Below are 26,110 nucleotides of genomic sequence, written 5' to 3'. Positions count from 1 at the left end.
GAGTAGTAACGGCACTTTGCTGTGTTGTCGCCGAGAGGTTGTTGGTCAAGTGAGGGACACGAGGCGAGCAGAGCCGGGCTCCGCGGATGGCCCCCGGGGCAATTTCACACCGCCCCAGCGGTACGAGGGCGTGCCCGACGCGACCGCTGTCGCCACCCCGGAGCCTGCCGGGTCCGGCAGCCGTTTCGCGGTGCGCAACTGGCGGGTGGCCACCAGGCTGAACGCCATCCTCCTCATCCCGGTACTCGTCGCCCTCGTCATGGGCGGCTTCACCGTGCAGAACTCCGTGCACACCTGGCAGCAGGCGGACGCCGCCAAGCGCACCGCCATCCTGGTGCGCGCGGCGGCCGGCTACAGCCACGCCTTGATCAACGAACGTGACGTCACGGTCGTTCCCCTGGTGCAGGGCAGGCGGGACGACCCGGTGGTGACAGGGGCCTACGCGGCCACCGACGCCGCCGCCCAGGTCTTCAACGAAGCCGTCGACCAGATGCCCGCCTCCGCCTCCCTGGAGCGCCGCGTGGAGGGCTTCCGCAAGGCGGAGCCCCGCCTGCAGACCATCCGCAAGGCCGCCTACACCCGGCAGCTGCCCGACAAGCAGACCGAAGAGGCGTACGTCAGCGTGCAGCACCCGCTGATGGAACTCTCCAACGAGCTGAACCTCGGCACCGGGAACATCACCAGCTACGGCCGCACCCTCTACGCCATCTCGCTGGCCAAGGCCGCCGAGTCGCTGAGCCGCTCCATCGGCATGCACATCCTGGTCGAGGGCCAGGTGCCGGCCAGGGAGAAGAAGCTCCAGCAGACCGCCCTCACCTCGTACCTCTACCTGCAGGGCATCGCGCTCCAGGAGTACAGCGGCGGCGGTACCCCCGCCGACGCCCAGCACCTGAAGGACGCCCAGGCCGCCGCGGAGAAGAAGGGCAAGGAGCAGCTCACGGCCGCCGCCGCGCAGGCCGAGCAGGCCGGTCAGACGTTCGTGCCCCCGCCGGGCATCGAGAAGATGGTCGCCGAGATCGCCTCGGACAAGTCGGCCAAGGAGCTCCGCGCCGAGGGCATCACCCCGGAGAGCTGGTTCGCCAGCAACACGCTCGCCTTCGACGCGTACCGGACCGTCGAGCAGAACCTCGCAGAAACGGCCGTGGGCGACGCCGAGACCATCTCCTCCAGCGCCAAGACCGACGCGATCATCAACGCGGCCATCGTCGTCCTCGCCCTGATCGTCGCCTTCATCATCGCGGGCATGATGGCGCGCAACATGAGCCGCAGCATGCGCAAGCTGCGCAACGCCGCCTTCGACGTCGCCGAACAGCGGCTGCCGGGGCTGGTCGACCAGCTGTCGCGCACCGACCCGGGCCGGGTGGACACCACGGTCCAGCCGATCCCGATCACCAGCCACGACGAGATCGGCGAGGTCGCCCGCGCCTTCGACCAGGTGCACCGCGAGGCCGTGCGGCTCGCCGCCGAGCAGGCTCTGCTGCGGGGCAACGTCAACGCGATCTTCACCAACCTCTCGCGCCGGAACCAGGGCCTCATCCAGCGACAGCTCACGCTGATCACCGAGCTGGAGAACAACGAGGCGGACCCGGACCAGCTCGAGAACCTGTTCAAGATGGACCACCTCGCCACCCGTATGCGGCGCAACGGCGAGAACCTGCTGGTCCTCGCCGGCGAGGAGCCGGGCCGCCGCTGGAACCAGCCGGTCCCGCTCGTCGACGTGCTGCGCGCGGCGGCCTCCGAGGTGGAGGCGTACGAGCGCATCGAGCTGGTCGGGATACCGGAGACGGAAATCCACGGCACCGCCGTGACCGACCTCGTGCACCTGCTGGCCGAGCTGCTGGAGAACGCCACCACGTTCTCCTCGCCGCAGACCAAGGTGCGGGTCACCGCGACCCGGCTGCCGGACGGCCGCGTCATGGTCGAGATCCACGACAAGGGCATCGGCCTGACCGCCGAGGACTTCGCCGACATCAACCACAAGCTGGCCGACCCGCCGACCGTGGACGTCGCGATCTCCCAGCGGATGGGCCTGTTCGTGGTCGGCCGGCTCGCCGACCGGCACGGTGTCCGCGTCCAGCTGCGCCCCTCGGGCGAGCAGGCCGGCACCACCTCGCTCGTCATGCTCCCGGAGCCGATCACCCACGGTGGTGGCGGCGAGGACCAGCTGCCCGAGGACGACGATTCGGACTTCACCGTGTCGCGCATCGTCCCCGAGCACTCGACCGCCGAGTTCGGCTACCAGCCGACCGCCGCCGAGCTGGGCTTCGACGACTCCCAGTACGAGCGGTCGGACGAGTCCGCGTTCACGGCCTCCGGCGCCCCCGGGCAGCTCGACCCCGTCGGCCGCTCGCTGCAGCGCGAGGAGCGCCGTGCCCAACTGGAGGCCTCGGCCTCGGAACGGCCGGAGGACGTCGCGATGTTCGGCGACGACATCCCGCGGCAGCGGGGACAGCAGGACCAGCAGGGGTACGAGCCGCAGTACGACGGCGGCTACGCCCCGGGCCAGGACTTCCAGGGCCAGGGCTACCCGGCGCAGGACTTCCAGGGGCAGGACTTCGGCGGGCAGGACTTCGCCGGCCAGCCGGAGTACAACGGTCAGGGCGACCCGTACGGTGCGCAGCCCGCGTACCAGCAGCCGTCGTCCTACGAGCCGGAGTGGCAGCAGGACTTCCCGGTCCAGCCCGCACCTTCCGGAGCTCCCGTCCCACCCGTGCTGGACGACTGGGCGCAGCCCGTCGCCCAGCAGGATCAGCAGGCGCCGGATTCCGTTCCCGGGGCCCCCTTCGGGGCGCCGGAGAGCGTAGGCTCCCCCTCGCTGACGGATGCCGGCCTGCCACGCCGCGACCGGCAGTGGCCGCAACCGGACCAGGTGGCGGCGGAGCCGGCGGTCCAGCCGGTCCCCCAGCCCGATCCGGAGCCGGAACAAGCGCCGGAAGAGGCCGAGACCGACTGGCGTTCCCAGAACGACCAGCACTGGCAGCGGGCCGAACAGGTCCGCGAACCCAAGGCGGGTGGGGTAACCCCCTCCGGCCTGCCCCGTCGAGTACCCAAGGCCAACCTGGTCGCGGGTACCGCACAGCAGACTCCGCAGGGCGGCCCACAGGTCTCCCGCGCGCCGGAGGACGTCCGCGGCCGGCTGAGCAATCTGCGCCGTGGCGTCCAGCAGGGACGCACTGCGGGAACTGACACGAACGGCCAGGCCCCCGACCATCACTACGGTGGCCCTCAGAACCAGGAGCGTTAGTTGAGTCCGATGAGCCAGGCGGCACAGAATCTGAACTGGTTGATCACCAACTTCGTGGACAACACCCCTGGGGTGTCCCACACGGTGGTGGTCTCCGCCGACGGCCTGCTGCTCGCGATGTCCGAGGGCTTTCCTCGTGACCGCGCCGACCAGCTCGCCGCCGTCGCCTCCGGCCTGACCTCGCTCACCGCCGGAGCCTCCCGCATCTTCGAAGGCGGCAGCGTCAACCAGACGGTCGTGGAGATGGAACGCGGATTCCTCTTCATCATGTCCGTCTCCGACGGCAGTTCGCTGGCCGTACTCGCTCACCCCGAGTGCGACATCGGCCTCGTCGGGTACGAGATGGCCCTGCTGGTCGACCGGACCGGGACCGTCCTCACCCCCGACCTCCGCTCCGAACTTCAAGGCAGTTTGCTCAATTAGCAGTCTTCTCAACTAGGTGCCTGCTCAACTAACGGACAGGCGTGCGGGCGCGTCCCCGTACCCATAGGGTGCGGGAACGCAGCCCCCACAACCTTCATCAGGAGGAGGAACCGTGACAACGCCACCAGGCGGAGATCCGTACGGCAGCCAGCAGCAGCAGCCGCCTCTGAACCGTTACAACTTCCCCTCGGCTCCGACTCCTGACCCCGAGCCGCGCTACCGCCAGCCCCGGATCCAGCCGTACGATCCGCCGCAGGCACCGGCACGGCCCGGCCGGCAGCGCGCCCAGGCCCCTTCCGGGCTGGTGCGGCCGTACGCCATGACCGGGGGCCGGACCCGGCCGCGCTACCAGCTCGCCATCGAGGCACTGGTCAGCACCACGGCCGACCCGGTGCAGTTGCGGGGGCAGTTGCCGGAGCACCAGCGGATCTGCATTCTCTGCCGGGAGATCAAGTCGGTGGCGGAGATCTCCGCACTGCTGACGATCCCTCTCGGTGTCGCCCGTATTCTCGTCGCCGACCTGGCCGAGGCCGGGCTGGTCGCCGTCCACCAGCCCGGTGGCGACGAGTCCGCGGGTGGTCAGCCAGAAGTGACATTGCTTGAAAGGGTGCTCAGTGGACTTCGCAAGCTCTAACGGGGCGACCCGCTCCACGACCTCCGCGAAGATCGTGGTGGCGGGCGGGTTCGGCGTGGGCAAGACCACGTTCGTCGGTGCCGTCTCGGAGATCAACCCGCTGCGCACCGAAGCTGTGATGACCTCCGCGTCGGCCGGTATCGACGACCTGACGCACGCGCCCGACAAGACCACGACCACCGTGGCGATGGACTTCGGCCGCATCACGCTGGACGAGGACCTGATCCTGTACCTGTTCGGTACCCCGGGCCAGGACCGCTTCTGGTTCATGTGGGACGACCTGGTGCGCGGAGCGATCGGCGCCGTCGTCCTGGTGGACACCCGGCGGCTCGCGGACTGTTTCCCGGCCGTGGACTACTTCGAGAACAGCGGCCTGCCGTTCGTGATCGCGCTCAACGGCTTCGACGGCCACCAGCCGTACGGCCCCGAGGAGGTGCGCGAGGCCCTGCAGATCGGGCCCGAGGCACCGATCATCACCACGGACGCCCGCAACCGCGGTGAGGCGAAGTCCGCGCTGATCACCCTGGTGGAGCACGCGCTGATGGCGCGCCTGCGCTGAGGATCCCCCCAAACGAGAAACGCCGGGCCGGCCCCTTCGGGGGCCGCCCGGCGTTCTGTCGTTCTGCGCTGTTTCTGTCGTGCTGAGGCACGTCAGGGACGTACCGGCGGGATCAGCCCTGCCAGCTGTGCGAGCTGCGGAAGCCCGGAGTGCGCTCCAGGCGGCGCCAGCCGGCCGTGGAGCGGGGCTGCTCGTAGCTGGTGGCGGCGTGGCCGTTGGCGGCGGCGCGGGCCAGCAGGACCGCGGTGAGAGCCGCGAGCTCCTCGGCGCTGGCGTGGCCCTTCTCGACGCGGACCAGGGTGTCCGGGGTCACGGTGTCGGGGGCCAGAGCGTCGGGGGCCAGGGTGTCGGCGGGAGTACTCAAGGTGGTCTCCATTACTGCGGCGGGTTGCCGTGCTTGCGCGACGGCAGGTCTGCGTGCTTGGTCCGGAGCATCGCCAGCGAGCGGATGAGCACCTCGCGGGTCTCGGCCGGGTCGATGACGTCGTCCACCAAACCGCGTTCCGCGGCGTAGTAGGGGTGCATCAGTTCGGCCTTGTACTCCTTGACCATGCGGGCACGCATGGCCTCGGGGTCGTCGGCCTCGGCGATCTGCTTGCGGAAGATGACATTGGCGGCACCTTCGGCGCCCATCACCGCGATCTCGTTGGTGGGCCAGGCGTACGTGAGGTCGGCCCCGATGGACTGGGAGTCCATGACGATGTAGGCGCCGCCGTAGGCCTTGCGCAGGATCAGCGAGATCCTCGGCACGGTGGCGTTGCAGTACGCGTAGAGCAGCTTCGCTCCGTGCCGGATGATCCCACCATGCTCCTGGTCGACGCCCGGCAGGAAGCCGGGTACGTCCAGGAGAGTGATGAGCGGGATGTTGAAGGCGTCGCACATCTGGACGAAACGCGCGGCCTTTTCGGACGCCGCGATGTCCAGGACGCCCGCCATGCTGTTGGGCTGGTTGGCGATGATGCCGACCACCTGGCCGTCCAGCCGGGAGAGCGCGACGATGATGTTGGTGGCCCACCGCTCGTGGATCTCCAGGTACTCGCCCTCGTCGACGATCTCCTCGATGACCTTGCGCATGTCGTACGCGCGGTTGCCGTCGGCCGGCACGAGGTCCAGCAGGACGTCGCCGCGGCGGTCGGCCGGGTCGGAGGTCTCGGTGGCGGGCGGGTTCTCCCGGTTGTTCTGCGGGAGCAGCGAGAGCAGGTAGCGGACCTCTTCGAGGCAGTGCTGCTCGTCGTCGTAGGCGAAGTGCGAGACGCCGGAGACCTCGGAGTGGACGTCGGCGCCGCCGAGCCCGTTCTGGGAGATCTTCTCGCCGGTCACGGCCTGGACGACGTCCGGTCCCGTGATGAACATCTGCGAGGTCTCGCGGACCATGAAGACGAAGTCGGTCAGCGCCGGGCTGTAGGCCGCGCCGCCCGCGCACGGGCCGAGCATCACGGAGATCTGCGGGATGACACCCGAGGCCCGGGTGTTGCGCTGGAAGATGCCGCCGTAGCCGGCGAGCGCCGAGACGCCCTCCTGGATACGGGCGCCGGCGCCGTCGTTCAGCGACACCAGCGGGGCGCCCGAGGAGATGGCCATGTCCATGATCTTGTGGATCTTGGTGGCGTGCGCCTCGCCGAGCGCGCCGCCGAAGATCCGGAAGTCATGGGCGTAGACGAACACGGTCCGGCCGTGGACGGTGCCCCAGCCGGTGATGACACCGTCGGTGTACGGCTTCTTCGCCTCCAGGCCGAAGCCCGTGGCGCGGTGCCGGCGCAGCGGCTCGACCTCGTTGAAGGAGCCCTCGTCCAGCAGCAGCGCGATCCTCTCGCGTGCGGTCAGCTTGCCCTTGGCGCGCTGCGCCTCGGTCGCCCGCTCGCTGGGGCCGCGCAGGACCTGCTCGCGGATCGCGCGAAGCTCGGCCACGCGCCCGCGAGCGTCGTTCACCTCGACGGGCACCTCTTCCAGAAAGCTCATGTATCGACAGTACGAGCGGGACCCCCGCGAACGGGGGGTCCACTTCGTACAGTGTCCGCTCCGACTTCATGGCGGGTATCGACAGAACCAAAAGAGGACCGGGCCCCGCGCATGGCACGCGGGACCCGGTTTTTTGTACCTTTCGCCCTACCGTCCGGCGACCGCTCCGGCCAGCGCGAGGATCCGGCGGGCGTCCTCGACGTGCAGGTTCTCGATCATCCGGCCGTCGACCGTGACCACGCCGCGCCCCTCTGACGTGGCCTGATCGAAGGCTTCGATGATCCGGCGGGAGTGTGCGACCGCATCGTCGGAGGGTGCGAAGAGCCGGTTGCAGGGCTCCAGCTGCTTCGGGTGGATCAAGGTCTTGCCGTCGAATCCGAACTGGCGCCCCTGGAGGCATTCGGCCTCGAAGCCCGCCAGGTCCTGCACGTCGTTGTAGACACCGTCCAAGATGGTCTTGCCGGTGGCGCGGGCGGCGAGCAGCGCCAGCGAGAGACCGGTCAGCAGCGGGGCCCGGCCGGGGACGTGCTCGGCGTGCAGTTCCTTGGCCAGATCGTTGGTGCCCATCACCAGGACGGTCAGCCGCTCGCTCGCGGCGGCGATGGCGCGGGCGTCGAACATCGCCTGCGGCGTCTCGATCATGGCCCAGATCGCGGTGCGGTCGGGGGCGCCGGCCGCCTCCAGGGCGCGCTCGACGGCCCGTACGGTCTCCGGGGAGTCGACCTTGGGGACGACGACGGCGTCCGGGCCGGCCTCGGCGGCGGCACGCAGGTCGTCGGCGTGCCATTCGGTGTCCGGGGCGTTGACCCGGATCGTCACCTCGCGGTAGCCGTACTCCCCGGACGCGGCGGCGGCCGCGACGCGCTTGCGGGCGTCGGCCTTGGCGTCCGGCGCCACGGAGTCCTCGAGGTCGAGGATGAGCGCGTCGGTGGGGAGCGTCTTGGCCTTCTCCAGCGCGCGTTCGTTGGCCCCGGGCATGTAGAGCACGGAGCGGCGGGGGCGGAGGGTGCTGTCCGTCATGGTCGTCACTCCTTCTCTGCCGCGGCGTACGCCTCGGCGAGCTCGGGGTCGCGGGCGGCGAGGGTGTCGGCCAGTTCGGAGACCACCAGGCACTGCTTGTACGTCGCGTCGTCCTGCATCTTGCCGTCGATCATGACGGCGCCGGTGCCGTCGCCCATCGCGTCGATCACCTTGCGGGCCCAGGCGACATCGGCCGGGGAGGGCGAGAAGACCTTCTTGGCAATGGCGATCTGCACCGGGTGCAGGCTCCAGGCGCCGACGCAGCCGAGCAGGAAGGCGTTCCGGAACTGGTCCTCGCAGGCGAGGGTGTCGCGGATGTCGCCGAAGGGCCCGTAGTACGGCAGGATCCCGTGCGCCGCGCAGGCGTCGACCATGCGGGCGATCGTGTAGTGCCACAGGTCCTGCTGGAACGTGGCGCGCGGGGCGTCGGCGTCGGACGGGTTCGGGTCCTCCCTGACCAGGTAGCCGGGGTGGCCACCGCCGACCCGGGTGGTCTTCATCCGGCGGCTGGCGGCCAGGTCGGCCGGGCCCAGCGAGATGCCCTGCATCCGGGGACTGGCGCCGGCGATCTCCTCGACGTTCGCGACGCCGGTCGCGGTCTCCAGGATGGCGTGCACCAGGATCGGCCGCGTGATGCCGGCCTTCGCCTCCAGCTGCGCCAGCAGCCGGTCGACGTAGTGGATGTCCTCGGCGCCCTCGACCTTGGGCACCATGATGACGTCGAGCTTGTCGCCGATCTCGGTGACCAGGGTGAGCAGGTCGTCCAGCGCCCACGGCGAGTCCAGGCTGTTGATCCGCGTCCACAGCTGGGTGTCGCCGAACTCCGTCGCCTTGGCGATCTGCACGAGCCCGTTCCGGGCGGCCTCCTTGCGGTCGGCCTGGATGGCGTCCTCCAGGTTGCCCAGCAGCACGTCCACCTGGGGCGCGATGGAGGGGACCTTGGCAGCCATCTTCTCGTTGCCCGGATCGAAGAAGTGGATCATCCGCGAGGGCCGGAACGGCACCTCCCGTACCGGGGCCGGAGCCCCTACGGCCAGCGGGCGGAAGAAGTCCTTCGCGGAACGCATGCGGTCTCCCGGATGTCGGTCGAGGGTGGGGAGGAGCGTACGGCGATCACCCTACGGCCACCACTGCCGCACGTTACCGGCCAGTATGTGTGCCGTTGGTCACCGCGTGTCAGCAGCCCGGCCGTATGCCCTGGCCAACGCTCCCTGCTCCCTACTCCGTAGCCGTACCCGTACCCGTACCCGTACCCGTGCCCGTGCCCGTGCCGGGAATCCAGCGCATCGTCATGTCGGGCAGGTTCTCCATGTTGCGGCTGCCGTCGTTGGTGTCCAGGACGGTGAAGCCGTGCCGCTCGTAGAACGCGCGGGCGCCGGTGTTGGCCTGGAAGACGTGCAGCGACAGGCCGTCGGGACTGTTGCGCCGCACCTCGCCGAGGAGCGCCGAGCCGACGCCCCGGCGGCGGGCCTCCGGCCGCAGGTACAGCTGCTCCAGCATGTCGCCCTCCAGCGCGGCGTAGCCGAGCACCTCGCCGTAGGAGTCGACCGCCACCCAGGCCTGGCCCTCGGTGAGCACGATGTTCTCCACCCACCACGCGACCTCCTCCAGGCTCCGCTGCTGCGGAGGGAGGTACGGCATGGTGCCGGCGCGTGACGCCAGGTGGATCTCGGCGATGACAACCGCGTCCCCGATGTCCGCGGGCCGGATCTCCAGCCTGCCGTTGTACCGGCCGGTGGGCGTGTTGTCCTGCGTCCTGTCATCCGTCACGCGGGCACCTTACGAGCAAGCTGCCCGCGTGAACGAATCATTTAGACCGCGTGTCACGCCAGAGTCACCGTGGCCCGGTGGGTCGCCCCGGTGGTGCCCGGCGCGATGGTGAGCCGCAGTGAGGCCCCGGTGCCGGTGACGGTGACTGTGGCGTCCTTGGAGGTGACGGCGGACACCGGCCGGCTCCAGGTGATGTCGAGCGAGCCGCCGGACCGGGGCGGCTCCGAGACGCAGACCGTGGCCGTGGTGCCGCTGACGCGGATCATGACGGAGGCCGGGAGCGAGGCGGTGACGCCGCCGACGGTGCCCGCCGACCAGAAGTTGATCCCGGTGAACCCCAGCGACGGCACCGAGACGCCCTGCTGCGCGGCGGTGTTGGCGAGGGTCACCGGCCAGCCGGTGGCGGCGGCGCGGGCCGCGGTGGCGGCGGCGGTCGCGCCCGGCATGACGAGATAGGCGTAGGAGGCGTTGGTCGGGTTCACGCCGTGGTCGAGCCAGAGGGTGAGATAGCGGCGGGTCAGCGCATCGGTCGTGCCGCCGGTGTTGATGGCGGCCCAGGTGCCGGTGCGCGCCTCGCGCACCGCCTTCACCGTCGCTCCCCCGCCGCCCGGGAAGACATAGCCCCCGAAGCCGGTGATCCGGGCCCAGGTGGTGCCGGCCAGGGTCGCGGACCAGCCGAGCGCCGTGGACTGCGTGGTGCCGTTGACGGCGAGGCCGTGGGTGCCGGTCGCGCCGAGGTTCCGGTTCTCGACGACGGTCTCGACGGCCGTGCCGTCGGTGCTGGTGATGCCCGCGCCGAGACAGACGACCGTGTCGTCCAGACAGAACCACGACTTGCGGGCGCTCATCGTGCTCGACAGGCCCTTGAGGTGCTGGCCGACCGCCGCGAACACTCCGTCCGTGGCGCCGCCGACCCAGGTCACGTCCGGCCGCGCCGCGCCCCACGCGCCGCCCTCCCCGTCCGCGAGTGCCTTCTTCGACACCGTGGTGCCGGGCAGCCGGTACGGGTCGACGGTGGGCCAGAAGGCGTCGCTGTACTGGCCGTTGCCGTAGGTGGAGCCCCACCAGGAGAGCATGCCCGAGCCGGTGTGCCAGCCCCGCAGGTTCTCGCCGTTGCCGTTCTCGTAGTACGTGATGCGCTTCGAGGCCATGCTGATCGCGGCGGCCCAGTCGGCGCGGCGGTGGACGGCCCGGTCCATGCCGGTGAAGAGCCGGTGCGCGACGGGTTCCGCCACCGCGGTCACGGCGCTGTCGGCGATGGCCTGCAGCCGGGCGAGGTCGGCTGTGCCGAGCTTGGCGTCCGCCAGCACCGGGCTGTAGTAGTCGCGCTGGATCCAGCCCTTCACCAGGCCCTGCCAGCGGGTCCGCTCGTTGGCGCTCGCGCCCTCGGCGAGCAGCGCGATGTGGGCGAGCAGCGGATGACCGCGCCGGTGGTCGTCGCCCTGGATACGGGTGGGATCGGTGGTGGCGACGCCCCGGCTGATGGCGCGCCCGGAGACGGCGTCCATGACCAGGCCGTTGTAGAGGAAGGGTGCGTACGCCTTCTCGACCGAGTCCAGGATGATCTGCCGGTTCGGGTCGGTGACCGCCCAGGTGGAGCCGGCGAGCAGGGCGAACAGCCGCGCCAGGCCGTCGATCTGCACCTCGCCGTAGGAGCCGGTGTACGCGACATAGGTGTGCTGGACGAACGAGCCGTCGGCGTACAGCCCGTCGCCGGTCGTCACGTACGGGAAGACCGGCGACAGCGCGTCGCGGGCCAGCACCAGCTTCGCCGCCGACTTGCCCAGCACGCCCCGGGTGGCGATGACCCGGCACAGGTCGACCCGGTTCGCGCCGGTGCTGGTGCCGGAGTACGAGCCGACGGCGGAGTCCGGCACGAAGTGGTCGACGGCCCGCAGGTAGGAGGCGGTCTGAGCCGCGCTCAGCGCGTCGTAGGCCACGGTCACCGTGTCGAGCAGGAGCCGGGGGCTGCCGATCTGCCAGTCCCACCAGTTGGGGAGGAACGGCGTGGTGTTCTCGTTGTAGACCTGCCCGTAGAGGTGGTCCAGGCCCCGCACGACCGCCGCGATCAGCGCCGGGTCGGCGGTGGAGCCGGTGGCGGGCTGGGCCCAGGCCTGCGCCATCTCGTTGAGCCGGGCGTAACTGCCGGTGATGGAGGCGGTGCTGCTCAGCGGCTGGTCGGGCCAGAGCGATCCGGTGGCCGGGGCCATGGACGCCAGTGAGGTGCGCGCGGCGGTGCCGAGGGTGGCGAGCTTCGTCGCGTACGGCTCGGCAGCGGCGTCGAATCCGGTGCCCAGGGTGAGGGCGCGCCAGCGCAGCCGCAGGGTGTCGAAGGCGTCCGCGGCCTCCGTGGTGGCGGCCGCAGCGGGGACGGTGGCAGCAGGTGCGGCGGCAGCGGGCGAGGCGGCGGGAAGGCCTGCGGCAACGGTCGCGGCGCCGCTTCCGGCGAGGAATGTCCGGCGGGACCAGGGGGAGGGCATGGCGGTTGGAACCTCCATGGGCGAAGACGACGGTGTGCTTCACTTCTCTCTAGTAAGCGGTTTCTATCACGGGCGTTCCGCACCCCACAACGGATTGAACACTGTTTGATTCTTTGGATTGTGGCGACAGGAACGCCCACTTACGATCACGCTGACGCCAACCGCAGCAGCACGTCACAGCACCGGAGAACCCTCATGCTCGAGATGTCACCCGAGGGCTTCTCCCTCGACGGCCGCCCCCTGCGCCTGCTGTCCGGCGCACTGCACTACTTCCGCACACTCCCCGAACAGTGGCCGCACCGGCTGCGCATGCTGCGCGCGATGGGCCTGAACACCGTGGAGACGTACGTCCCGTGGAACCTCCACGAGCCGCGCCCCGGCGAGTACGACTTCGACGGCATCGCCGACCTGGACGCCTTCCTGCGCGCCTCCGCCGAGGCCGGCCTGCACGCGATCGTGCGCCCCAGCCCGTACATCTGCGCGGAGTGGGAGAACGGCGGACTGCCCTGGTGGCTGCTGGCCGACCGCAACCTGCGGCTGCGGGTCGCCGACCCGCAGTACCTGGCCCATGTGGACCGCTGGTACGACCGGCTGATCCCGATGATCGCGGCCCATCAGACCACCAGGGGCGGAAATGTGCTGATGGTCCAAATAGAAAATGAATACGGGTCATTCGGTACGGATAGCGCTTACCTGCAGTACCTCGCCGACGGCCTGAGGTCGCGCGGGATCGACGTCCCGCTGTTCACCTCCGACGGTCCGGAGGACTTCTTCCTCATTGGCGGGGCTGCCCCCGGCCATCTCGCCACCGTCAACTTCGGCAGCCGCGCCACCGAGGCGTTCGGCGAGCTGCGCCGCTTCCGGCCGCAGGACCCGGCGATGTGCATGGAGTTCTGGAACGGCTGGTTCGACCACTGGGGTGAGAAGCACACCGTCCGCTCCCCCGAGGACGCCGCCAGCGCGCTGCGCGAGATCCTGGAGAACGACGCCTCCGTCAACCTCTACATGGCGCACGGCGGCACCAACTTCGGTACCTGGGCGGGCGCCAACACCGCCGACCCGCGCACCGGCGAGGGCTACCAGCCGACGATCACGTCCTACGACTACGACGCGCCGATCGACGAGCGCGGCGCGCCCACCCCCAAGTTCTGGGCGTTCCGCGAGGTGCTCGCGGCCTACGCCGAACAGCCGGCGCCGGACCCCGAGCCGATGCCGCCGCTGCTGGCGCCCGCCCGGATCGAACTCACCGAGTCCGTACCGCTGTTCGACGTCATCGGGCAGCTCTCGACCGGCACCGTCCACTCCCCGGTGCCGCCGTCCTTCGAGGAACTCGGCCTGGCCCACGGCCTGGTGCTCTACCGGACCAGCATCCCCGGCCCCCGCAAGGCGTATCCGCTCACCCTGGAGGGCCTGGCCGACCGGGCGCACGTCTTCGTGGACGGCGCACCGGCCGCCGTACTGGAACGCGACGGCGACGAGCGGCCGGAGATCGCGGTGGACGGGCCGGCCGCCCAGCTGGAGCTGCTCGTCGAGTCCATGGGCCGGGTCAACTACGGTGCCGCGATCGGCGACCGCAAGGGCCTGTCGGGCGTGCTGCACACCCAGCAGTACCTGCACGGCTGGACCGCCGAGCCGGTGCCGCTCGGCGACGGGACGCCGGACAGCTTGCCGTGGGGCGCCGCCGCTGCCTCAAGCAGCCCGGCCCCCGCCGCGTTCCACCGCGGCTTCCTGGACGTCGACGTGCCCGCGGACGGCTACCTCGCGCTGCCCGGCTGGACCAAGGGCTACGTCTGGGTCAACGGCTTCTGCCTGGGCCGCTACTGGGACCGCGGCCCGCAGCGGACCCTCTACGTGCCGTGGCCTCTGCTGCGTCCCGGCCGCAACGAGATCGCCGTCCTCGAACTCGACGGGCACGCCGGACCGTTCGTCGAGATCCGCACCGAACCCGACCTCGGCTGACCGGCCGGTTCCACAGGCCGGCTCCACGGGCCGGCTCCACTGGCCGGTTCCGTCGACCGGTTCCGTCGACCGGTTCTGCGGTCCATCCATCTGGTCTAGTCCATTTTTCCGCCTCGCCACCGGATCCGGGCGGGGCATCCAGTACCGTCCGACCTGACGGACGGAACGACGAAGGGACGGCACCTCCATGTCGATCACCGCGGAAGAGATCGCCACCCAGCCCGAGTGCTGGGAGCGCGCCGCCGGACTCATCCCCGAGGTCGCGGGCCTGCTGCCCGCCACCGGGGAGAAGGTCGCGGTCGTGGGCTGCGGTACTTCCTGGTTCATGGCCCAGTCGTACGCCGTGCTGCGCGAGCGCGCCGGGCTGGGCGTGACCGACGCCTTCGCCGCCTCCGAGTTCCCCTACGGCCGCGACTACGACCGGATCGTGGCCATCACCCGCTCCGGCACCACCACCGAGGTGCTGGAACTGCTCCGCAAGGTGCGCGGGACGGGCGGGACGCGCGGAACGGTCAGGACCACAGCGGTCATCGGCGATCCGGACACCCCGATCGTGGACCTCGTGGACGACCTGGTCGTGCTGGACTTCGCCGACGAGAAGTCCGTCGTCCAGACCCGCTTCGCGACCAGCGTGCTGGCGCTGCTCCGCACCCACCTGGGCGAGGACATCGCGCCCGCCGTCGCCGACGCGCGCCGCGCGATCGCCGAGGTGCTGTCGCCGGACCTGCTGGGCGCCGAACAGTTCAGCTTCCTGGGCACCGGCTGGTCCTACGGCATCGCGCTGGAGGCCGGCCTCAAGATGCGGGAGGCGGCGGGCGCCTGGACCGAGTCGTACCCCGCGATGGAGTACCGGCACGGCCCCATCTCGATCACCGGCCCGAACCGGATCGCCTGGGTCTTCGGCGATCTCCCGGAGGGCCTGGACGGGGACGTGGCGCGCACCGGCGGCACGCTGGAGGCCTCGGGCACCGACCCGCTGGCCGATCTGATCCGGGTGCAGCGGCTGGCCGTCGCCATCGCCGAGGCGAACGGCCTCAACCCCGACACCCCGCGCAACCTGACGCGTTCCGTCGTTCTGTCCTGACGCGCTCCGCCTGCTTCCGTCCGACTACCTGAATCCGACTGCTTGAAGGGGATCCCATGCCACTGGTCACCACGGGTGAGATCACCGGCCCCGCGATGGCCGCCGGCCGGGGGGTCGGCGCGTTCAACGTCATCCAGCTGGAGCACGCCACCGCCATCACGGCGGGCGCGGAGCGCGCGGGTCTGCCGGTGATCCTGCAGATCAGCGAGAACGCGGTGCTCTACCACGGCGCCCTGGAGCCGGTCGCGGCCGCGACCCTCGCCATCGCCCGCGCCGCCTCCGTACCGGTCGCCGTCCACCTCGACCACGCGACCGACCGCATGCTCGTGGAGCAGGCCGTCGCGCTGGGCCTCACCTCGGTGATGTTCGACGCCTCGACGCTGCCCTACGAGGAGAACGTGGCCGTCACCGCCTCGGTGGCCGAGCACTGCCACCGCGCGGGCGTCTGGCTGGAGGCCGAGCTGGGCGAGGTCGGCGGCAAGGACGGGGTGCACGCGCCGGGCGTGCGCACCGATCCGGCCGAGGCGGCGGCGTACGTCGCGGCGACCGGCGTGGACGGCCTGGCCGTCGCCGTCGGCACGTCGCACGCGATGAGCACGCGGACCGCTGCGCTGGACTTCGAGCTGATCGGACGGCTGCGAGCCGATGTCAGGGTGCCGCTCGTCCTGCACGGCTCGTCGGGCGTCTCGGACGAGGACCTGGCGCGGGCCGTCACGCACGGCATGGTGAAGGTCAACATCGCCACCCACCTCAACGCCTGCTTCACGGCGGCGGTGCGCGAGACGCTGACGGCACAGCCGCAACTGACCGACCCCCGCAAGTACCTCGGCCCGGGGCGCTCCGCCGTCACGGACGAGGTGGCACGACTGCTGCGGGTACTGGCCGGTCCGGCCGCGGGCTAGGGCGCCGGCGCCGGCTCCAGGGAGCGTCCTCGCCGGACGTCACGGCACCTGGCTGAGAAAAGCGCCGCTGGTTCCGTTCAGCGGAACGTCTGTGGACAGGCCGAAGGGCTTGCCGGAAATCTGGCCGTCACGCAGTTTCCACTGATCCGAGGGAGAAATCGCTCATGAGATCTCGTCTGAAATATCGGCTAGGGCTGTTAGCGGCGGCGACCGGAATCGCAGCACTGGTCCTCCCCGGGACCGCCAACGCCGACGCACAGGCCGACAGCTACCTCTGGCACAGTCTCGCCGGCGCGCACAAGTGTGTGGGGCTGGCCAACAACGGAAGCACCGCGAACGGCACGGCCCTGGTCATCTGGGACTGCCACGGCCACCCCGACCAGCAGTGGCAGTGGCAGACCGGGCTCTGAGCACGGTGCTCCGCACATAGGCAGCCGGTCACGGGCGGTGCGGGCCGTGACCGGCTCGTTCGGAACTCTCAGCAGCCGCCGCAGTTGTAGTAGAGGACGTCCCAGTGGCTGCCCTCGTCGGCGTAGATGTTCCCCGACCCGGACTTGTACTGCGGAGCACCGTCGCCCCGCAGCCCGATGTACGTGAACCGGTGGATGTAGTTGGTGATGCAGGTGTTCTTGCCGAAGTCGAGCTTGTAGCCGTTCCAGTGGCTGTACGTGCCGCTCGCGTGCCCGGTCTCCGTGCCGCCGGTGATGTTCAGGGCGCAGCCGCTCGCGTGCTTGAGCGTGACGGCACCCTGCGCGGTGGCCAGGTTGAGCTGGTCGAAGGACGTACAGGTGGAGACGTTGCGGTTGGAGCAGCCGCCGGACGAGGACCAGGTGATCCCCGCCGAGCTGAACATGGACGTGGCCTGTGCGTGTGTCAGCTTGCTGACCGCGTAGGCGTCGTGGGAGGCGGCGATGCCGACCCCCGGGGCGAACAGGACACCGAGCGCGAGAACGAGCGCGCTCAGCACCCTGCGGAGCTTCATCACTCTGCTGGGACTCATACGGGAACCTCCTGCGGGATACGTGCAACCGGTGGGGCGGTTGTGCAGGTGCCGCTGTTGGTGCGTGACGAGTGTGCCCGAGTTCTACGCGCGTCCGCCAGAGGGTGGCCGGACGGGTAACAGGCCGTGCCCGCGGAGGCGTTGGCGCTGTGTTGGTGGGCCGCTGGGGCGATCGCACAGCATGGACCCGTCGCCGCCCACCCCCAGGCCGTGCACATCCGTGACTCCAAGGACCCTGACGGCCCGGCTCTGACGGTCTCGCCCGCCGCCTGGACCCGCTTCGTCGCCTTCGCCGCCGGGGCCGACCTCACCGCGTAGGCGTACGACGCCGCCCGGTCCGCAGCGCCTGGTCACCGTGAGTCAGGAATAGGCCAGGTCTTTACCGTTCTTTGCGAGCTCCAGGTTGTCCGGCCCCCGTGGGCTTGAAACGATCAATGGATTGCCGAACAGGGGAACTCCCGCAGTTGATGTGGCGCGCCCGCATGCCGCGAAATCCTCCCCGGCATTCAGATCATGACCAGGGCGAGCGGAATGGTTGCGGGGATGGCGGACCCCAAAGTGTCCTACGACAGGCTCGAAGAATCGACGAAGAGCCTGCAGACGATCCAGCGGGAGCTGGGGGACACGGGCGGGCGCCAGAAGGAAATCAAGGAATTTCTCGGCTCCGGTGACATCGCTCACGCGATGCACGACTTCGCCAGCAACTGGGACTACCACCGGCACAAGCTGCTGGACAAGGTGAAGGCGATGGGCGAGATGGCCGAGAAGACCATGGAAGCCTTCAAGGACGTGGACAAGAAGCTCGAAGACGGCCTCGACGGAGCAGGCAAGAAGAAGTAGCCCCCGTCTCCCCCCGCCAGTAGTCGATCCAGCATGTTCACGTCTGAGGAGAACCAGCAGCATGAGTAGGCCGCCGGACTACGAATGGGCCGTGCTCGACGAGAGCCAGGACCCGATACCCGGGGAACCGCACGAGGTTCGAGCCGAAGCCAAGCGACTCAGCAAAATGGCCGAGACGATCCGCGATCAGATCGGCCTGTTGACGGATATCGCAGGCGACGAGAACGTCGGCAAGTTCGCCGACAAGCTCCGCGATACCGCTTCGGAACTCAAGGGCGACCTGGGAAAGGTCGCCACCCGGTACGAGACGGTGTCCGGGTATTTGGGCAGTTGGGCCGACGACCTGGACCACTGCCAGTCCGAGTCGCTGAAGGCCCTGACCAAGGCCCAGGCCGTCGCGCCGACCGCCAACTCCCCCGAAGCGAAGCCGGCGCCCGGGCAGCCGGCGCCGAAACTCACCCCGGAGCAGCAACACCACAAGGACGTCCTGGACCACGCGAAACAGGCTGCCCAGGGCGAACTGGCGCAGGCGAAAACGCAGTTGGCGCATACGAAGAGCCATCGGGACGAACGTGCCCACCATTGGATGCAGAAGATCGAGGACACCGAACACGACGGCTTGAAGGACAGCCGGTGGGACGGGATCAAAGACTTCATCCATGAGCATGCCGGGCTGATCAAGCTGCTCGCCGACATCTGTACCTGGATCGTCACCGCCCTCATCATCGTCTCGCTCTTCATCCCCGGCCTGGACATCGCCACCGCCCTGCTCGGTGGACTGATGCTGGCCGCCCTGCTCGGCCATACCGCCGTCGCCCTCACCGGCGACGGCTCCTGGACGGACGTGGCGATGGACGCCTTCGCCATCGTCACCCTGGGCACCGCGGCCTGGGCGAAGGGCCTGCTGGACGGCTCGACGGAGTTCGCCGAGGGAGTGGCGAACGCGACGCGCGCCGGAGCGGAGGGCGAGGAGGGCGGGACGAACGCGAGCCGGGCATTGGCCGAAGGCGCGGACATGGCAGAAGGCGCGGACCAGGAAGGCTTCACCCGACTGTGGTCCTCGCTGTCCGACTACGGCACCGCGGTCGGCCAGAAGTTCCTCGCCGGCGGCGAGAAGGAAGTCCTGGAGAACATGACGAAACTCCGCCAACTCGCTGAGGAGTTCCCGAACACCCGGCTGTTCCCCAACGCGCTCACTCGCGCGGGCGGCTTCCTGAAGACGGTGCGGATCATCAATGGCGCCGCCAATGCGGCCGACGAGTTCAGCCACTGGGCGGGCGGCAGCGACACGTTCAACTTCATCGGGAACCTGGTGCACGGCAAGGGGTTCGACGGCGATCTCCTGCACCCGGTGGTGGAAGGCGACACCTCGAAGCCCTTGCCCATATTCGGCAAGTTCAAGGAACTGACCACCGTGGAGGTCGGCTCATGACAGTGAGCGGATACCGGCTGGTCGTCCCGGACGAGTGGGAGAAGATCCCGGTCCAGCGGGGCACGGACAAGGCCATCGCCGCCCTCCTCGACCGCGCCTTCGCGAAGCATGGACGCGATCAGGTCGCCCAGTACCGGCGGGAGTTGGAGGCGCGGCTGAAAAAGGTGATCAACCAGGCGCGTCAAAACGCGGGCGTCGATCTCTTCCTGCCCATGGGAAACCGCGAGCAGAACCTTCCGGCCTCGTTCCTGATCTCCTACGTCGAATTCGGGCGGCTCGACGCACCTGATCCCCAGCAGGTGCTGGCCGAAGTACTGTCGACGACTCGGGGTGGGGAGCCGGTGGAAATCGCCGGGTGCTCCGGCATCCGGACGGAACGGAACTACGACGCCGATCCGGAACGCGAGGTCGATTACGCGTCGCGGCGCATCGAGTACATACTTCCCGTGCCCGGAACCGCCGACAGCTGGCTGCTCTCCTCGTTCTCCACATTCGGTGGGGGAAGCCCCGACGACGACATCGCAAAACTCCTCGGCGCGCTGTTCGATGCGATCATGAGCACGTTCCGGTGGAAGTACCAGCAGGAGGACGCGTGAGCTTCGACCACCGCAAGTCGACGGAGAACTGGGCCCGGATCGACTACGACCGGGACGTCTGGTTTCCCATCCCTCTTGCCTTCAAGGGCACCAAATGGGCGGATGCCGCCGAGTGGGCTTTCGACTACGCCGGTGACCGCTTCCTTCGTGGCGGCCGGGAGCTGACCAAGAAGGTCGTGAAGAAGGAAGTTCTGCCCTTCGCGCAAGCCCTGGTCCGGGGGCAGAGCGAAATCGTCGGCAGCGTGGCTGCGCACAAGCTGTACTTTCACTGCCCCGACTACACGAAGATGCCGGTCGCGGTCGCCATCGCACTGTGGAAGCGTGAAGGAACCAGGGAAGAGGCGTTCCAGCACTACAGCTACTTCGGCACCAAGAGCGCGACGGTCCAACCGGTTGCGGAGTGGTTCGAGACCGAAGCGCTCGGTCGGGGCGTCAAGGCCCAGTGGAGCGGTGTCACCGAAATCGGTCAGTACGACCAGGTCAACTACATCTTCCGCGACGACGACTTCGACACGGACGTGCACGTCTTCCTGATGTCGTGGGACCACCAGCGATTCCTGGAAGTCCTCCCCGACCTGGACGCATTCGTCCGCAGCATCCGCTGCATCCCGGACCCGGACAAGACCGGAACCGGGTCCACCGGACAGGCCCCCGCCACCAGCTGACGGGGGCCCCGGGCCCCATTACTCCTGCGGGTCGACGCCCGCCCGCAGCAGCCCGTACGCGTAAGCGTCGTCCAGCGCCTGCCAGGACGCGGCGATCACGTTCTCGGCCACACCGACCGTGTTCCACTCGCCCTTGCGGTCGCTGGTGGTGACCAGGACGCGGGTGGTGGAGTCGGTGCCCTGGCGGCCTTCGAGGATGCGGACCTTGTAGTCGACGAGCTGGAGCTCGGCGAGCTGCGGGTAGATCCGTTCCAGGGCGACGCGCAGTGCGCGGTCCAGGGCGTTGACGGGGCCGTTGCCCTCCGCTGTGGCGACGATGCGCTCGCCCTTCGCCCACACCTTCACCGTGGCCTCGTTGGCGTGGGTGCCGTCGGGGCGGTCCTCGACGATCGCGCGCCAGGACTCGACGCGGAAGTAGCGGCGGGGGCGGCCGTTGATCTCGTCGCGCAGCAGCAGTTCGAAGGAGGCGTCGGCCGCCTCGTAGGTGTAGCCCTGGAGCTCGCGCTCCTTGACGCGGGCGACGACCCGGCCGACGAGCTCGCGGTCGTCGCCGAGGTCGATGCCGAGTTCCTTGCCCTTGAGCTCGATGGAGGCGCGTCCCGCCATGTCGGAGACGAGCATCCGCATGGTGTTGCCGACCTGCTCGGGGTCGATGTGCTGGTAAAGATCCGGGTCGACCTTGATCGCGGAGGCGTGCAGACCGGCCTTGTGCGCGAAGGCGGAGACGCCGACGTAGGGCTGGTGGGTGGACGGCGCGAGGTTGACGACCTCGGCGATGGCGTGCGAGATGCGGGTCATCTCGGCCAGCGCGCCCTCGGGGAGCACCTTCTTGCCGTACTTGAGCTCCAGGGCGGCGACCACCGGGAAGAGGTTGGAGTTGCCGACCCGCTCGCCGTAGCCGTTGGCCGTGCACTGCACGTGGGTGGCGCCCGCGTCGACGGCGGCGAGGGTGTTGGCGACCGCGCAGCCGGTGTCGTCCTGGGCGTGGATGCCCAGCCGCGCGTCGGTGTCGGCGAGGACGAGGCCGACCACGGCCTGTACCTGTGCGGGCAGCATGCCGCCGTTGGTGTCGCAGAGGACGACGACGTCGGCGCCGGCCTCGTGCGCGGTCCTCACGACCTGCTTCGCGTACTCCGGGTTGGCCTTGTAGCCGTCGAAGAAGTGCTCGCAGTCGACGAACACCCGCCTTCCCTGCTCGCGCAGGTAGGAGACGGTGTCGCGGACCATCTCCAGGTTCTCTTCCAGCGTGGTGCGCAGCGCCAGCTCGACATGACGGTCGTGGGATTTGGCGACCAGCGTGATCACCGGAGCCTGGGAGTCCAGCAGCGCCTTGACCTGCATGTCCTCGGCGGCCTTGCCGCCGGGGCGGCGGGTGGCACCGAAGGCGACCAGCGTGGCGTGCCGCAGTTCCAGCTCGGTGGCGGCACGGGCGAAGAACTCGGTGTCGCGGGGGTTGGCGCCCGGCCAGCCGCCCTCGATGAAGCCCACCCCGAAGTCGTCCAGGTGCCGGGCGATCGTCAGCTTGTCCGCGACGGTGAGGTTGATCCCCTCACGCTGCGCGCCGTCGCGCAGCGTGGTGTCGAAGACATGGAAGCTGTCGTCCAATGCGGCTGTCATGGTGGTGAGACTCCTGTCGGATGAGTGGCTACCGGAAGACCCGTCTCCACTTGCCCCCAATGATCCCTCGCGCTTCGCGTCCGGCGTGGGTGGGCCGGGAAACGAAAAAACCTCTCGCGGATGCGAGAGGTCTGCACGCGGGTCTGGGACACGGTGGTCGCTGCCGTACGTTTTCTACGGGGCGCTCACTGCGGACCGGCGTGCGCTGTCCATAATGATGACGTTGGAGAGCACGAAGGCAGTCTGGCACAGACCTGCCCCCGCGCTCCGGCCCGTCTCAGGATGCGAGCGCCTTCTCACGGTCCCGCGTGTCGGGGCCCACCCGGTGCAGATCGATCTCCTTCGTCTCGCGCATCGACAGGTAGACGACGAGCGACACGGCCGCGCAGCCCGCCACGTACCAGTAGTAGCCGGACTCGATGCCGCCCTTCTTGAACCACAGCGCAACGTACTCCGCGGTGCCGCCGAAGAGGGCGTTGGCGAGGGCGTACGGCAGGGCGACGCCCAGGGCGCGGATGTGGGTCGGGAAGAGCTCGGCCTTCACACAGGCGTTGATCGACGTGTAGCCGGTGACGACCACCAGCGCGAGCAGGGCCGGCCCCAGGGCCGACCAGAAGCCGCTGACGTGCCGGAGCATCGTCATGATCGGGACGGTGAGGAAGGTCGAGCCGACCGCGAAGGTGATCAGCAGCGGGCGGCGGCCGATGCGGTCCGACAGCGCTCCCGCGAGCGGCTGCAGACAGGCGAAGACCGTCAGCGCGCAGAAACTGACGAGGGTCGCGGTCTGCTTGGGCAGGCCCGCGCTGCTGGACAGATACTTCGTGAGGTACACGGTGTACGTGTAGTACGCGACGGTGCCGCCCATGGTGAGCGCCATGACCAGGAACGCCTCGCGCCGGTGCTTCCACAGCGTCCCCAGGGTGCCGCTGTCCTCCCCGGCCTCGCCCGCTTCCGCGGACGCCCCCTCGTAGACGTCCGTCTCCAGCATGTTGCGCCGCAGGTAGAAGACGATGGCCGCGCCGGCGGCGCCGACGATGAACGGGATCCGCCAGCCCCAGCTGTGCAGCGCTCCGTCGGACATCGTGTGCTGCAGGATCAGCTGCAGTCCGAGGCCGATGATCTGCCCGACGGTCATCGACACGTACTGGAAGCTGGAGGCGAACCCGCGGCGGCCGGGCGCCGACGCCTCTGTCAGATACGTGGCGCTCGCCGCGTACTCACCGCCGACCGACAGACCCTGCAGCAGCCGCGCCACGAGCAGGACGGCCGCGCCGCCGTACCCGGCGACCGCGTACGTCGGCGCCGCCGCGATCAGCACCGCGCTCGCCGACATCAGCGAGACGGAGAGCGTCAGAGCCGCCTTGCGGCCCTTGCGGTCGCCGATCCGGCCGAGCAGCCAGCCGCCCACCGGCCGCATGAAGAAGCCGACCGCGAAGATGCCCATCGTGTTCAGCATCTGGGCGGTCTCGTCCCCCTTGGGGAAGAACGAGGCCGCGAAGTACGTCGCGAACGTCGAGTACACGAACCAGTCGAACCACTCGACCATGTTGCCGGCCGAGCCGACCCAGATCTTCTTCCAGTGCTGCTGACCGTCGGCGCGTTCCGTGGTGCCCATGGTCAACGACCGTGCCGGAACCGACCGTTCCCCCGCAAGACCGCCTCCGGCGGCGCCGGCTCACGGACCCGCGCTGCTGCCCCCGCCTCCCCCGGAGTACCGGGTGGGCCCCGGCCGCGGGGGCGCCGGCCGTTGCGGCGGCAGTTCGGTGATGCCCAGATCGCGGCGCATCTGCTGGCGCAGCGCATACAGATCGTCGGAGCACCCGGCCAGTTCGGTCTCCGCCTCGCTCCGCCGCTCCCCCGACGGCTGCTCGCCGCCGGCGGGCGTGAGCAGCGAGTACACCCGGTTCAGCCGCCCGATGAGCTCCGCCGCGGAGACCAGCACCGCGTCGCTGATGACCATCTGGGCCTCCGCGTACGTCTCGCGGTTCGCAGCGCGCGCCTCCTCCAGTACCTGGCGGCGCGCGACCTCGAGGGCGTCGCTCCGCACGGCCAGGCAGCCGGACAGCGCGTCGTGATACCGCCGGATCGACTGGTTCAGCTGCGCGTTCGATGCCTTCCGCTCCGCACGGTTGCCATTCCTGGCGGCAACGCGGTGCGCCAGCAGGGCGGTCAGGAGTGTGCCGAGGACACCGACAACGGCGACGACGAGGGCGGTCACGCTCTCCACGGTAGCCGCGAAAGCCTACGCGGCGGGCGCGAACAGGCCCTCCTGGAGGAACTCCCGGACGTGCCCGAGCACCGCCTCGCGGTCGGTGCCGGGGAGGCCGACGACCAGGTGGGTGCCGAAGCCGTCGAGCAGCGCGCGGAGCCGGACGGAGAAGCGTTCGGGGTCGGTGGCGCGGAACTCGCCGCGGGAGATGCCCTCGGCGACCAGCGCCACCAGGTCCCGGTGCCAGGCCAGTTCGAGCGAGAGCTGTCGCTGGAGGCCTTCCTCGCCCAACTGGGAGCGGGTCCAGACCTCGGACCACAGCACCCAGTGCGGATCGCGGTGGCCGTCGGCGAGGTAGTGGTCGATGATCAGGTCGAGCCGCTCGCGGGCGGGCAGCGGCTTGGACAGCAGGGCGCGGCGCTGGGCGCCGAGCTGCTCCTCGCTCCACTCCAGGGTCTGGAGGAGCAGCTCGTCCTTGCTGCCGAAGTAGTAGAGGACGTGACCGCTGCTCATACCGACCTCGCGGCCGAGACCGGCGAGGGTGAGTTCGGCCAGACCGTGCTCCGCGATGGCCGTCATCGCGGCCGCCATCACCAGTTCACGGGGCTGCTTGAGCCGCCGCCTGGCGCGGGGCTGTCCGGTCACCCTGTCCTCCGACGATGTATCCCTGGGTCACACCTGGGGCTGCTGTTGCGTGATGCAGTGGATGCCGCCGCCGTGCGCGAAGATCGTGCGGGCGTCGACCGGGACCACTTCGCGCTCCGGGAAGAGCCGGCCGAAGATCTCCGCGTTGACCCGGTCGGCCGGGTCGTCGAAGGAGCACAGCACGACGGCGCCGTTGCACAGGTAGTGGTTCACGTAAGAGTAGTCGACCAGTTCTCCGTCCTCCTCGGTGACCGAGGGGGCGGGCAGCTCGACGACCTCCAGGGCGCGGCCGCGCGCGTCGGTGGCGTCGCGGAGCAGCTTGATCGCTTCCTGCGACACCGCGTGGTCGGGGTGCGACGGGTCCTGCTGACTGTGCACGACGACCGTGCCGGGCCGGACGAACGCGGCCAGGATGTCGACATGGCCGCGGGTGCCGAAGAGTCCGTAGTCGGCGGTCAGCCCGCGCGGAAGCCAGATCGCCTTGGTCGTGCCGAGGTACGCGTGCAGCTCCTCCTCGACCCGCTCCTTGGTCCAGCCCGGGTTGCGGCCCGGGTCGAGCTGGACGGTCTCGGTGAGCAGGACGGTGCCCTCGCCGTCGACGTGGATGCCGCCGCCCTCGTTGACCAGCGACGAGGCGTAGGCGCGCGCACCGGCCAGCTCGGCGACCTTCGCGCCGACCTGGGAGTCCAGGTCCCACTGCGCCCACTCCTGGGCGCCCCAGCCGTTGAACACCCAGTTCGCGGAGGCCAGTTCGCCGTCGCGGACCAGGAACGTCGGGCCCATGTCGCGCATCCACGCGTCGTTGAGCGGCTGCTCCACGACGTCGACACCGGGGCCGAGCAGCGCGCGGGCCCTGTCGCCGTCACCGGGGGTGGTGAGCACGGTGACCGGCTCGTAGCGGCTGATGGTGCGGGCCACCTCGGCCCAGGCGCGACGGGATACGTCGAGGTCCTCGTCGTCCGCGAAGGTGGTGCTGGCGGACGGCAGCGCCATCCAGGTGCGGGCGTGCGGGGCCCACTCGGGGGGCATCCGGAAGCCGTCGGCTGCAGGGGTCGTGTTCATGGTGCGGATC

The 26,110-nt window shown here is 69.8% G+C and carries 25 protein-coding genes; 13 read left to right on the top strand and 12 right to left on the bottom strand.

Going from position 1 to position 26,110, the window contains the following annotated elements:
* The first annotated feature begins 130 nt into the window (after window positions 1-130).
* The 4 genes from C8250_RS30000 (at window position 131) to C8250_RS29985 (ending at window position 4,860) form a co-directional block, all read left to right on the top strand.
* A complete protein-coding gene (locus C8250_RS30000; protein ID WP_244809450.1) occupies window positions 131-3,244 on the top strand; it encodes a nitrate- and nitrite sensing domain-containing protein in 3,114 nt (1,037 codons plus the stop codon).
* 9 nt (window positions 3,245-3,253) lie between these two features.
* A complete protein-coding gene (locus C8250_RS29995; RefSeq protein ID WP_138358230.1) occupies window positions 3,254-3,667 on the top strand; it encodes a roadblock/LC7 domain-containing protein in 414 nt (137 codons plus the stop codon).
* Window positions 3,668-3,779: 112 nt separating this feature from the next.
* Complete coding sequence (locus C8250_RS29990) at window positions 3,780-4,301, top strand: DUF742 domain-containing protein (protein WP_138358190.1); 522 nt, start codon at window positions 3,780-3,782, stop codon at window positions 4,299-4,301.
* Window positions 4,282-4,860, top strand: coding sequence for an ATP/GTP-binding protein (locus C8250_RS29985; RefSeq protein WP_138358192.1), 579 nt, complete (start codon window positions 4,282-4,284; stop codon window positions 4,858-4,860). Before C8250_RS29990 ends, C8250_RS29985 begins: the two co-directional genes overlap by 20 nt.
* Before the next feature lie 112 nt (window positions 4,861-4,972).
* Here the strand turns inward: C8250_RS29985 and C8250_RS29980 are convergent, their stop codons facing one another.
* The 6 genes from C8250_RS29980 to C8250_RS29955 form a co-directional block, all read right to left on the bottom strand.
* A complete protein-coding gene (locus C8250_RS29980) occupies window positions 4,973-5,188 on the bottom strand; it encodes an acyl-CoA carboxylase epsilon subunit (protein ID WP_232485260.1) in 216 nt (71 codons plus the stop codon).
* Between the two features lie 47 nt (window positions 5,189-5,235).
* The gene (locus C8250_RS29975; RefSeq protein ID WP_138358196.1) at window positions 5,236-6,819 is read right to left on the bottom strand and encodes an acyl-CoA carboxylase subunit beta; all 1,584 of its coding nucleotides are present in this window, start codon (window positions 6,817-6,819) and stop codon (window positions 5,236-5,238) included.
* A gap of 147 nt (window positions 6,820-6,966) precedes the next feature.
* Window positions 6,967-7,839 (bottom strand): CoA ester lyase, encoded by an 873-nt coding sequence (locus tag C8250_RS29970; RefSeq protein WP_138358198.1) that lies wholly within the window; start codon window positions 7,837-7,839, stop codon window positions 6,967-6,969.
* Window positions 7,840-7,844: 5 nt separating this feature from the next.
* Entirely contained in the window at window positions 7,845-8,906 is a 1,062-nt protein-coding gene (locus tag C8250_RS29965) for a CoA ester lyase (protein WP_138358200.1), read from the bottom strand.
* A 151-nt stretch (window positions 8,907-9,057) separates the two neighbouring features.
* A complete protein-coding gene (locus tag C8250_RS29960) occupies window positions 9,058-9,609 on the bottom strand; it encodes a GNAT family N-acetyltransferase (protein ID WP_244809448.1) in 552 nt (183 codons plus the stop codon).
* Window positions 9,610-9,662: 53 nt separating this feature from the next.
* Complete coding sequence (locus C8250_RS29955; RefSeq protein ID WP_138358202.1) at window positions 9,663-12,089, bottom strand: polysaccharide lyase 8 family protein; 2,427 nt, start codon at window positions 12,087-12,089, stop codon at window positions 9,663-9,665.
* A 195-nt stretch (window positions 12,090-12,284) separates the two neighbouring features.
* Here C8250_RS29955 and C8250_RS29950 point away from each other — a divergent pair, with 195 nt between their 5' ends.
* The 4 genes from C8250_RS29950 (at window position 12,285) to C8250_RS29935 (ending at window position 16,444) form a co-directional block, all read left to right on the top strand.
* Window positions 12,285-14,048 carry a beta-galactosidase family protein gene (locus C8250_RS29950; protein WP_138358204.1) on the top strand — a complete coding sequence of 588 codons (1,764 nt, stop codon included), beginning with the start codon at window positions 12,285-12,287 and terminating at the stop codon, window positions 14,046-14,048.
* A gap of 187 nt (window positions 14,049-14,235) precedes the next feature.
* Window positions 14,236-15,132, top strand: a complete 897-nt coding sequence (locus C8250_RS29945; RefSeq protein ID WP_138358206.1) for a sugar isomerase — start codon at window positions 14,236-14,238, stop codon at window positions 15,130-15,132.
* Window positions 15,133-15,188: 56 nt separating this feature from the next.
* Window positions 15,189-16,034: a class II fructose-bisphosphate aldolase gene (locus tag C8250_RS29940; protein WP_138358208.1), complete on the top strand. Its 846-nt coding sequence runs from the start codon at window positions 15,189-15,191 to the stop codon at window positions 16,032-16,034.
* Window positions 16,035-16,198: 164 nt separating this feature from the next.
* Window positions 16,199-16,444 (top strand): RICIN domain-containing protein, encoded by a 246-nt coding sequence (locus C8250_RS29935; RefSeq protein ID WP_138358210.1) that lies wholly within the window; start codon window positions 16,199-16,201, stop codon window positions 16,442-16,444.
* 68 nt (window positions 16,445-16,512) lie between these two features.
* Here C8250_RS29935 and C8250_RS29930 read toward each other — a convergent pair whose 3' ends face one another.
* The gene (locus tag C8250_RS29930; RefSeq protein WP_138358232.1) at window positions 16,513-17,016 is read right to left on the bottom strand and encodes a hypothetical protein; all 504 of its coding nucleotides are present in this window, start codon (window positions 17,014-17,016) and stop codon (window positions 16,513-16,515) included.
* Between the two features lie 159 nt (window positions 17,017-17,175).
* On the opposite strand from C8250_RS29930, the gene C8250_RS29925 reads away from it, so the two are divergent.
* The 5 genes from C8250_RS29925 (at window position 17,176) to C8250_RS29905 (ending at window position 20,567) form a co-directional block, all read left to right on the top strand.
* Entirely contained in the window at window positions 17,176-17,352 is a 177-nt protein-coding gene (locus C8250_RS29925) for a DUF397 domain-containing protein (protein ID WP_232485258.1), read from the top strand.
* 225 nt (window positions 17,353-17,577) lie between these two features.
* On the top strand, window positions 17,578-17,874 hold the full coding sequence (locus C8250_RS29920) for a hypothetical protein (RefSeq protein WP_138358214.1): 297 nt from the start codon (window positions 17,578-17,580) through the stop codon (window positions 17,872-17,874).
* Between the two features lie 61 nt (window positions 17,875-17,935).
* A complete protein-coding gene (locus C8250_RS29915; RefSeq protein WP_138358216.1) occupies window positions 17,936-19,306 on the top strand; it encodes a hypothetical protein in 1,371 nt (456 codons plus the stop codon).
* On the top strand, window positions 19,303-19,902 hold the full coding sequence (locus tag C8250_RS29910) for a hypothetical protein (RefSeq protein WP_138358218.1): 600 nt from the start codon (window positions 19,303-19,305) through the stop codon (window positions 19,900-19,902). The genes C8250_RS29915 and C8250_RS29910 overlap by 4 nt, the downstream gene beginning before the upstream one ends.
* Window positions 19,899-20,567 (top strand): hypothetical protein, encoded by a 669-nt coding sequence (locus C8250_RS29905; RefSeq protein WP_138358220.1) that lies wholly within the window; start codon window positions 19,899-19,901, stop codon window positions 20,565-20,567. Before C8250_RS29910 ends, C8250_RS29905 begins: the two co-directional genes overlap by 4 nt.
* 18 nt (window positions 20,568-20,585) lie before the next feature.
* Here C8250_RS29905 and cimA read toward each other — a convergent pair whose 3' ends face one another.
* The 5 genes from cimA to C8250_RS29880 all read right to left on the bottom strand — a co-directional run bounded on the left by cimA (window position 20,586) and on the right by C8250_RS29880 (window position 26,100).
* The gene (gene cimA, locus C8250_RS29900; RefSeq protein WP_138358222.1) at window positions 20,586-22,184 is read right to left on the bottom strand and encodes a citramalate synthase; all 1,599 of its coding nucleotides are present in this window, start codon (window positions 22,182-22,184) and stop codon (window positions 20,586-20,588) included.
* A gap of 277 nt (window positions 22,185-22,461) precedes the next feature.
* Window positions 22,462-23,799 carry an MFS transporter gene (locus C8250_RS29895; protein WP_138358223.1) on the bottom strand — a complete coding sequence of 446 codons (1,338 nt, stop codon included), beginning with the start codon at window positions 23,797-23,799 and terminating at the stop codon, window positions 22,462-22,464.
* A gap of 60 nt (window positions 23,800-23,859) precedes the next feature.
* Window positions 23,860-24,402, bottom strand: coding sequence for a hypothetical protein (locus C8250_RS29890; protein ID WP_138358224.1), 543 nt, complete (start codon window positions 24,400-24,402; stop codon window positions 23,860-23,862).
* A gap of 24 nt (window positions 24,403-24,426) precedes the next feature.
* Window positions 24,427-25,038: a TetR/AcrR family transcriptional regulator gene (locus C8250_RS29885; RefSeq protein WP_244809446.1), complete on the bottom strand. Its 612-nt coding sequence runs from the start codon at window positions 25,036-25,038 to the stop codon at window positions 24,427-24,429.
* 27 nt (window positions 25,039-25,065) lie between these two features.
* A complete protein-coding gene (locus tag C8250_RS29880) occupies window positions 25,066-26,100 on the bottom strand; it encodes an agmatine deiminase family protein (RefSeq protein ID WP_138358226.1) in 1,035 nt (344 codons plus the stop codon).
* Window positions 26,101-26,110: the final 10 nt, after the last annotated feature.

Source organism: Streptomyces sp. So13.3 (assembly GCF_005860785.2).
Lineage (GTDB): Bacteria > Actinomycetota > Actinomycetes > Streptomycetales > Streptomycetaceae > Actinacidiphila > Actinacidiphila fildesensis.
The sequence above is the reverse complement of the archived record's forward strand: the minus strand, read 5'-3'. Positions and strand labels throughout refer to the sequence as shown.

Bases quoted from the DNA above. Each gene is read 5' to 3' on its own strand.
- C8250_RS29930 (WP_138358232.1), bottom strand. From the start codon at position 17,016: ATGAAGCTCCGCAGGGTGCTGAGCGCGCTCGTTCTCGCGCTCGGTGTC.
- C8250_RS29955 (WP_138358202.1), bottom strand. From the start codon at position 12,089: ATGCCCTCCCCCTGGTCCCGCCGGACATTCCTCGCCGGAAGCGGCGCC.
- C8250_RS29970 (WP_138358198.1), bottom strand. From the start codon at position 7,839: ATGACGGACAGCACCCTCCGCCCCCGCCGCTCCGTGCTCTACATGCCC.
- C8250_RS29965 (WP_138358200.1), bottom strand. From the start codon at position 8,906: ATGCGTTCCGCGAAGGACTTCTTCCGCCCGCTGGCCGTAGGGGCTCCG.
- C8250_RS29910 (WP_138358218.1), top strand. From the start codon at position 19,303: ATGACAGTGAGCGGATACCGGCTGGTCGTCCCGGACGAGTGGGAGAAG.
- C8250_RS29935 (WP_138358210.1), top strand. From the start codon at position 16,199: ATGAGATCTCGTCTGAAATATCGGCTAGGGCTGTTAGCGGCGGCGACC.
- C8250_RS29895 (WP_138358223.1), bottom strand. From the start codon at position 23,799: ATGGGCACCACGGAACGCGCCGACGGTCAGCAGCACTGGAAGAAGATC.
- C8250_RS29975 (WP_138358196.1), bottom strand. From the start codon at position 6,819: ATGAGCTTTCTGGAAGAGGTGCCCGTCGAGGTGAACGACGCTCGCGGG.
- C8250_RS29995 (WP_138358230.1), top strand. From the start codon at position 3,254: ATGAGCCAGGCGGCACAGAATCTGAACTGGTTGATCACCAACTTCGTG.
- C8250_RS29880 (WP_138358226.1), bottom strand. From the start codon at position 26,100: ATGAACACGACCCCTGCAGCCGACGGCTTCCGGATGCCCCCCGAGTGG.
- C8250_RS29915 (WP_138358216.1), top strand. From the start codon at position 17,936: ATGAGTAGGCCGCCGGACTACGAATGGGCCGTGCTCGACGAGAGCCAG.
- C8250_RS29940 (WP_138358208.1), top strand. From the start codon at position 15,189: ATGCCACTGGTCACCACGGGTGAGATCACCGGCCCCGCGATGGCCGCC.
- C8250_RS29920 (WP_138358214.1), top strand. From the start codon at position 17,578: ATGGCGGACCCCAAAGTGTCCTACGACAGGCTCGAAGAATCGACGAAG.
- C8250_RS29950 (WP_138358204.1), top strand. From the start codon at position 12,285: ATGCTCGAGATGTCACCCGAGGGCTTCTCCCTCGACGGCCGCCCCCTG.
- C8250_RS29945 (WP_138358206.1), top strand. From the start codon at position 14,236: ATGTCGATCACCGCGGAAGAGATCGCCACCCAGCCCGAGTGCTGGGAG.
- cimA (WP_138358222.1), bottom strand. From the start codon at position 22,184: ATGACAGCCGCATTGGACGACAGCTTCCATGTCTTCGACACCACGCTG.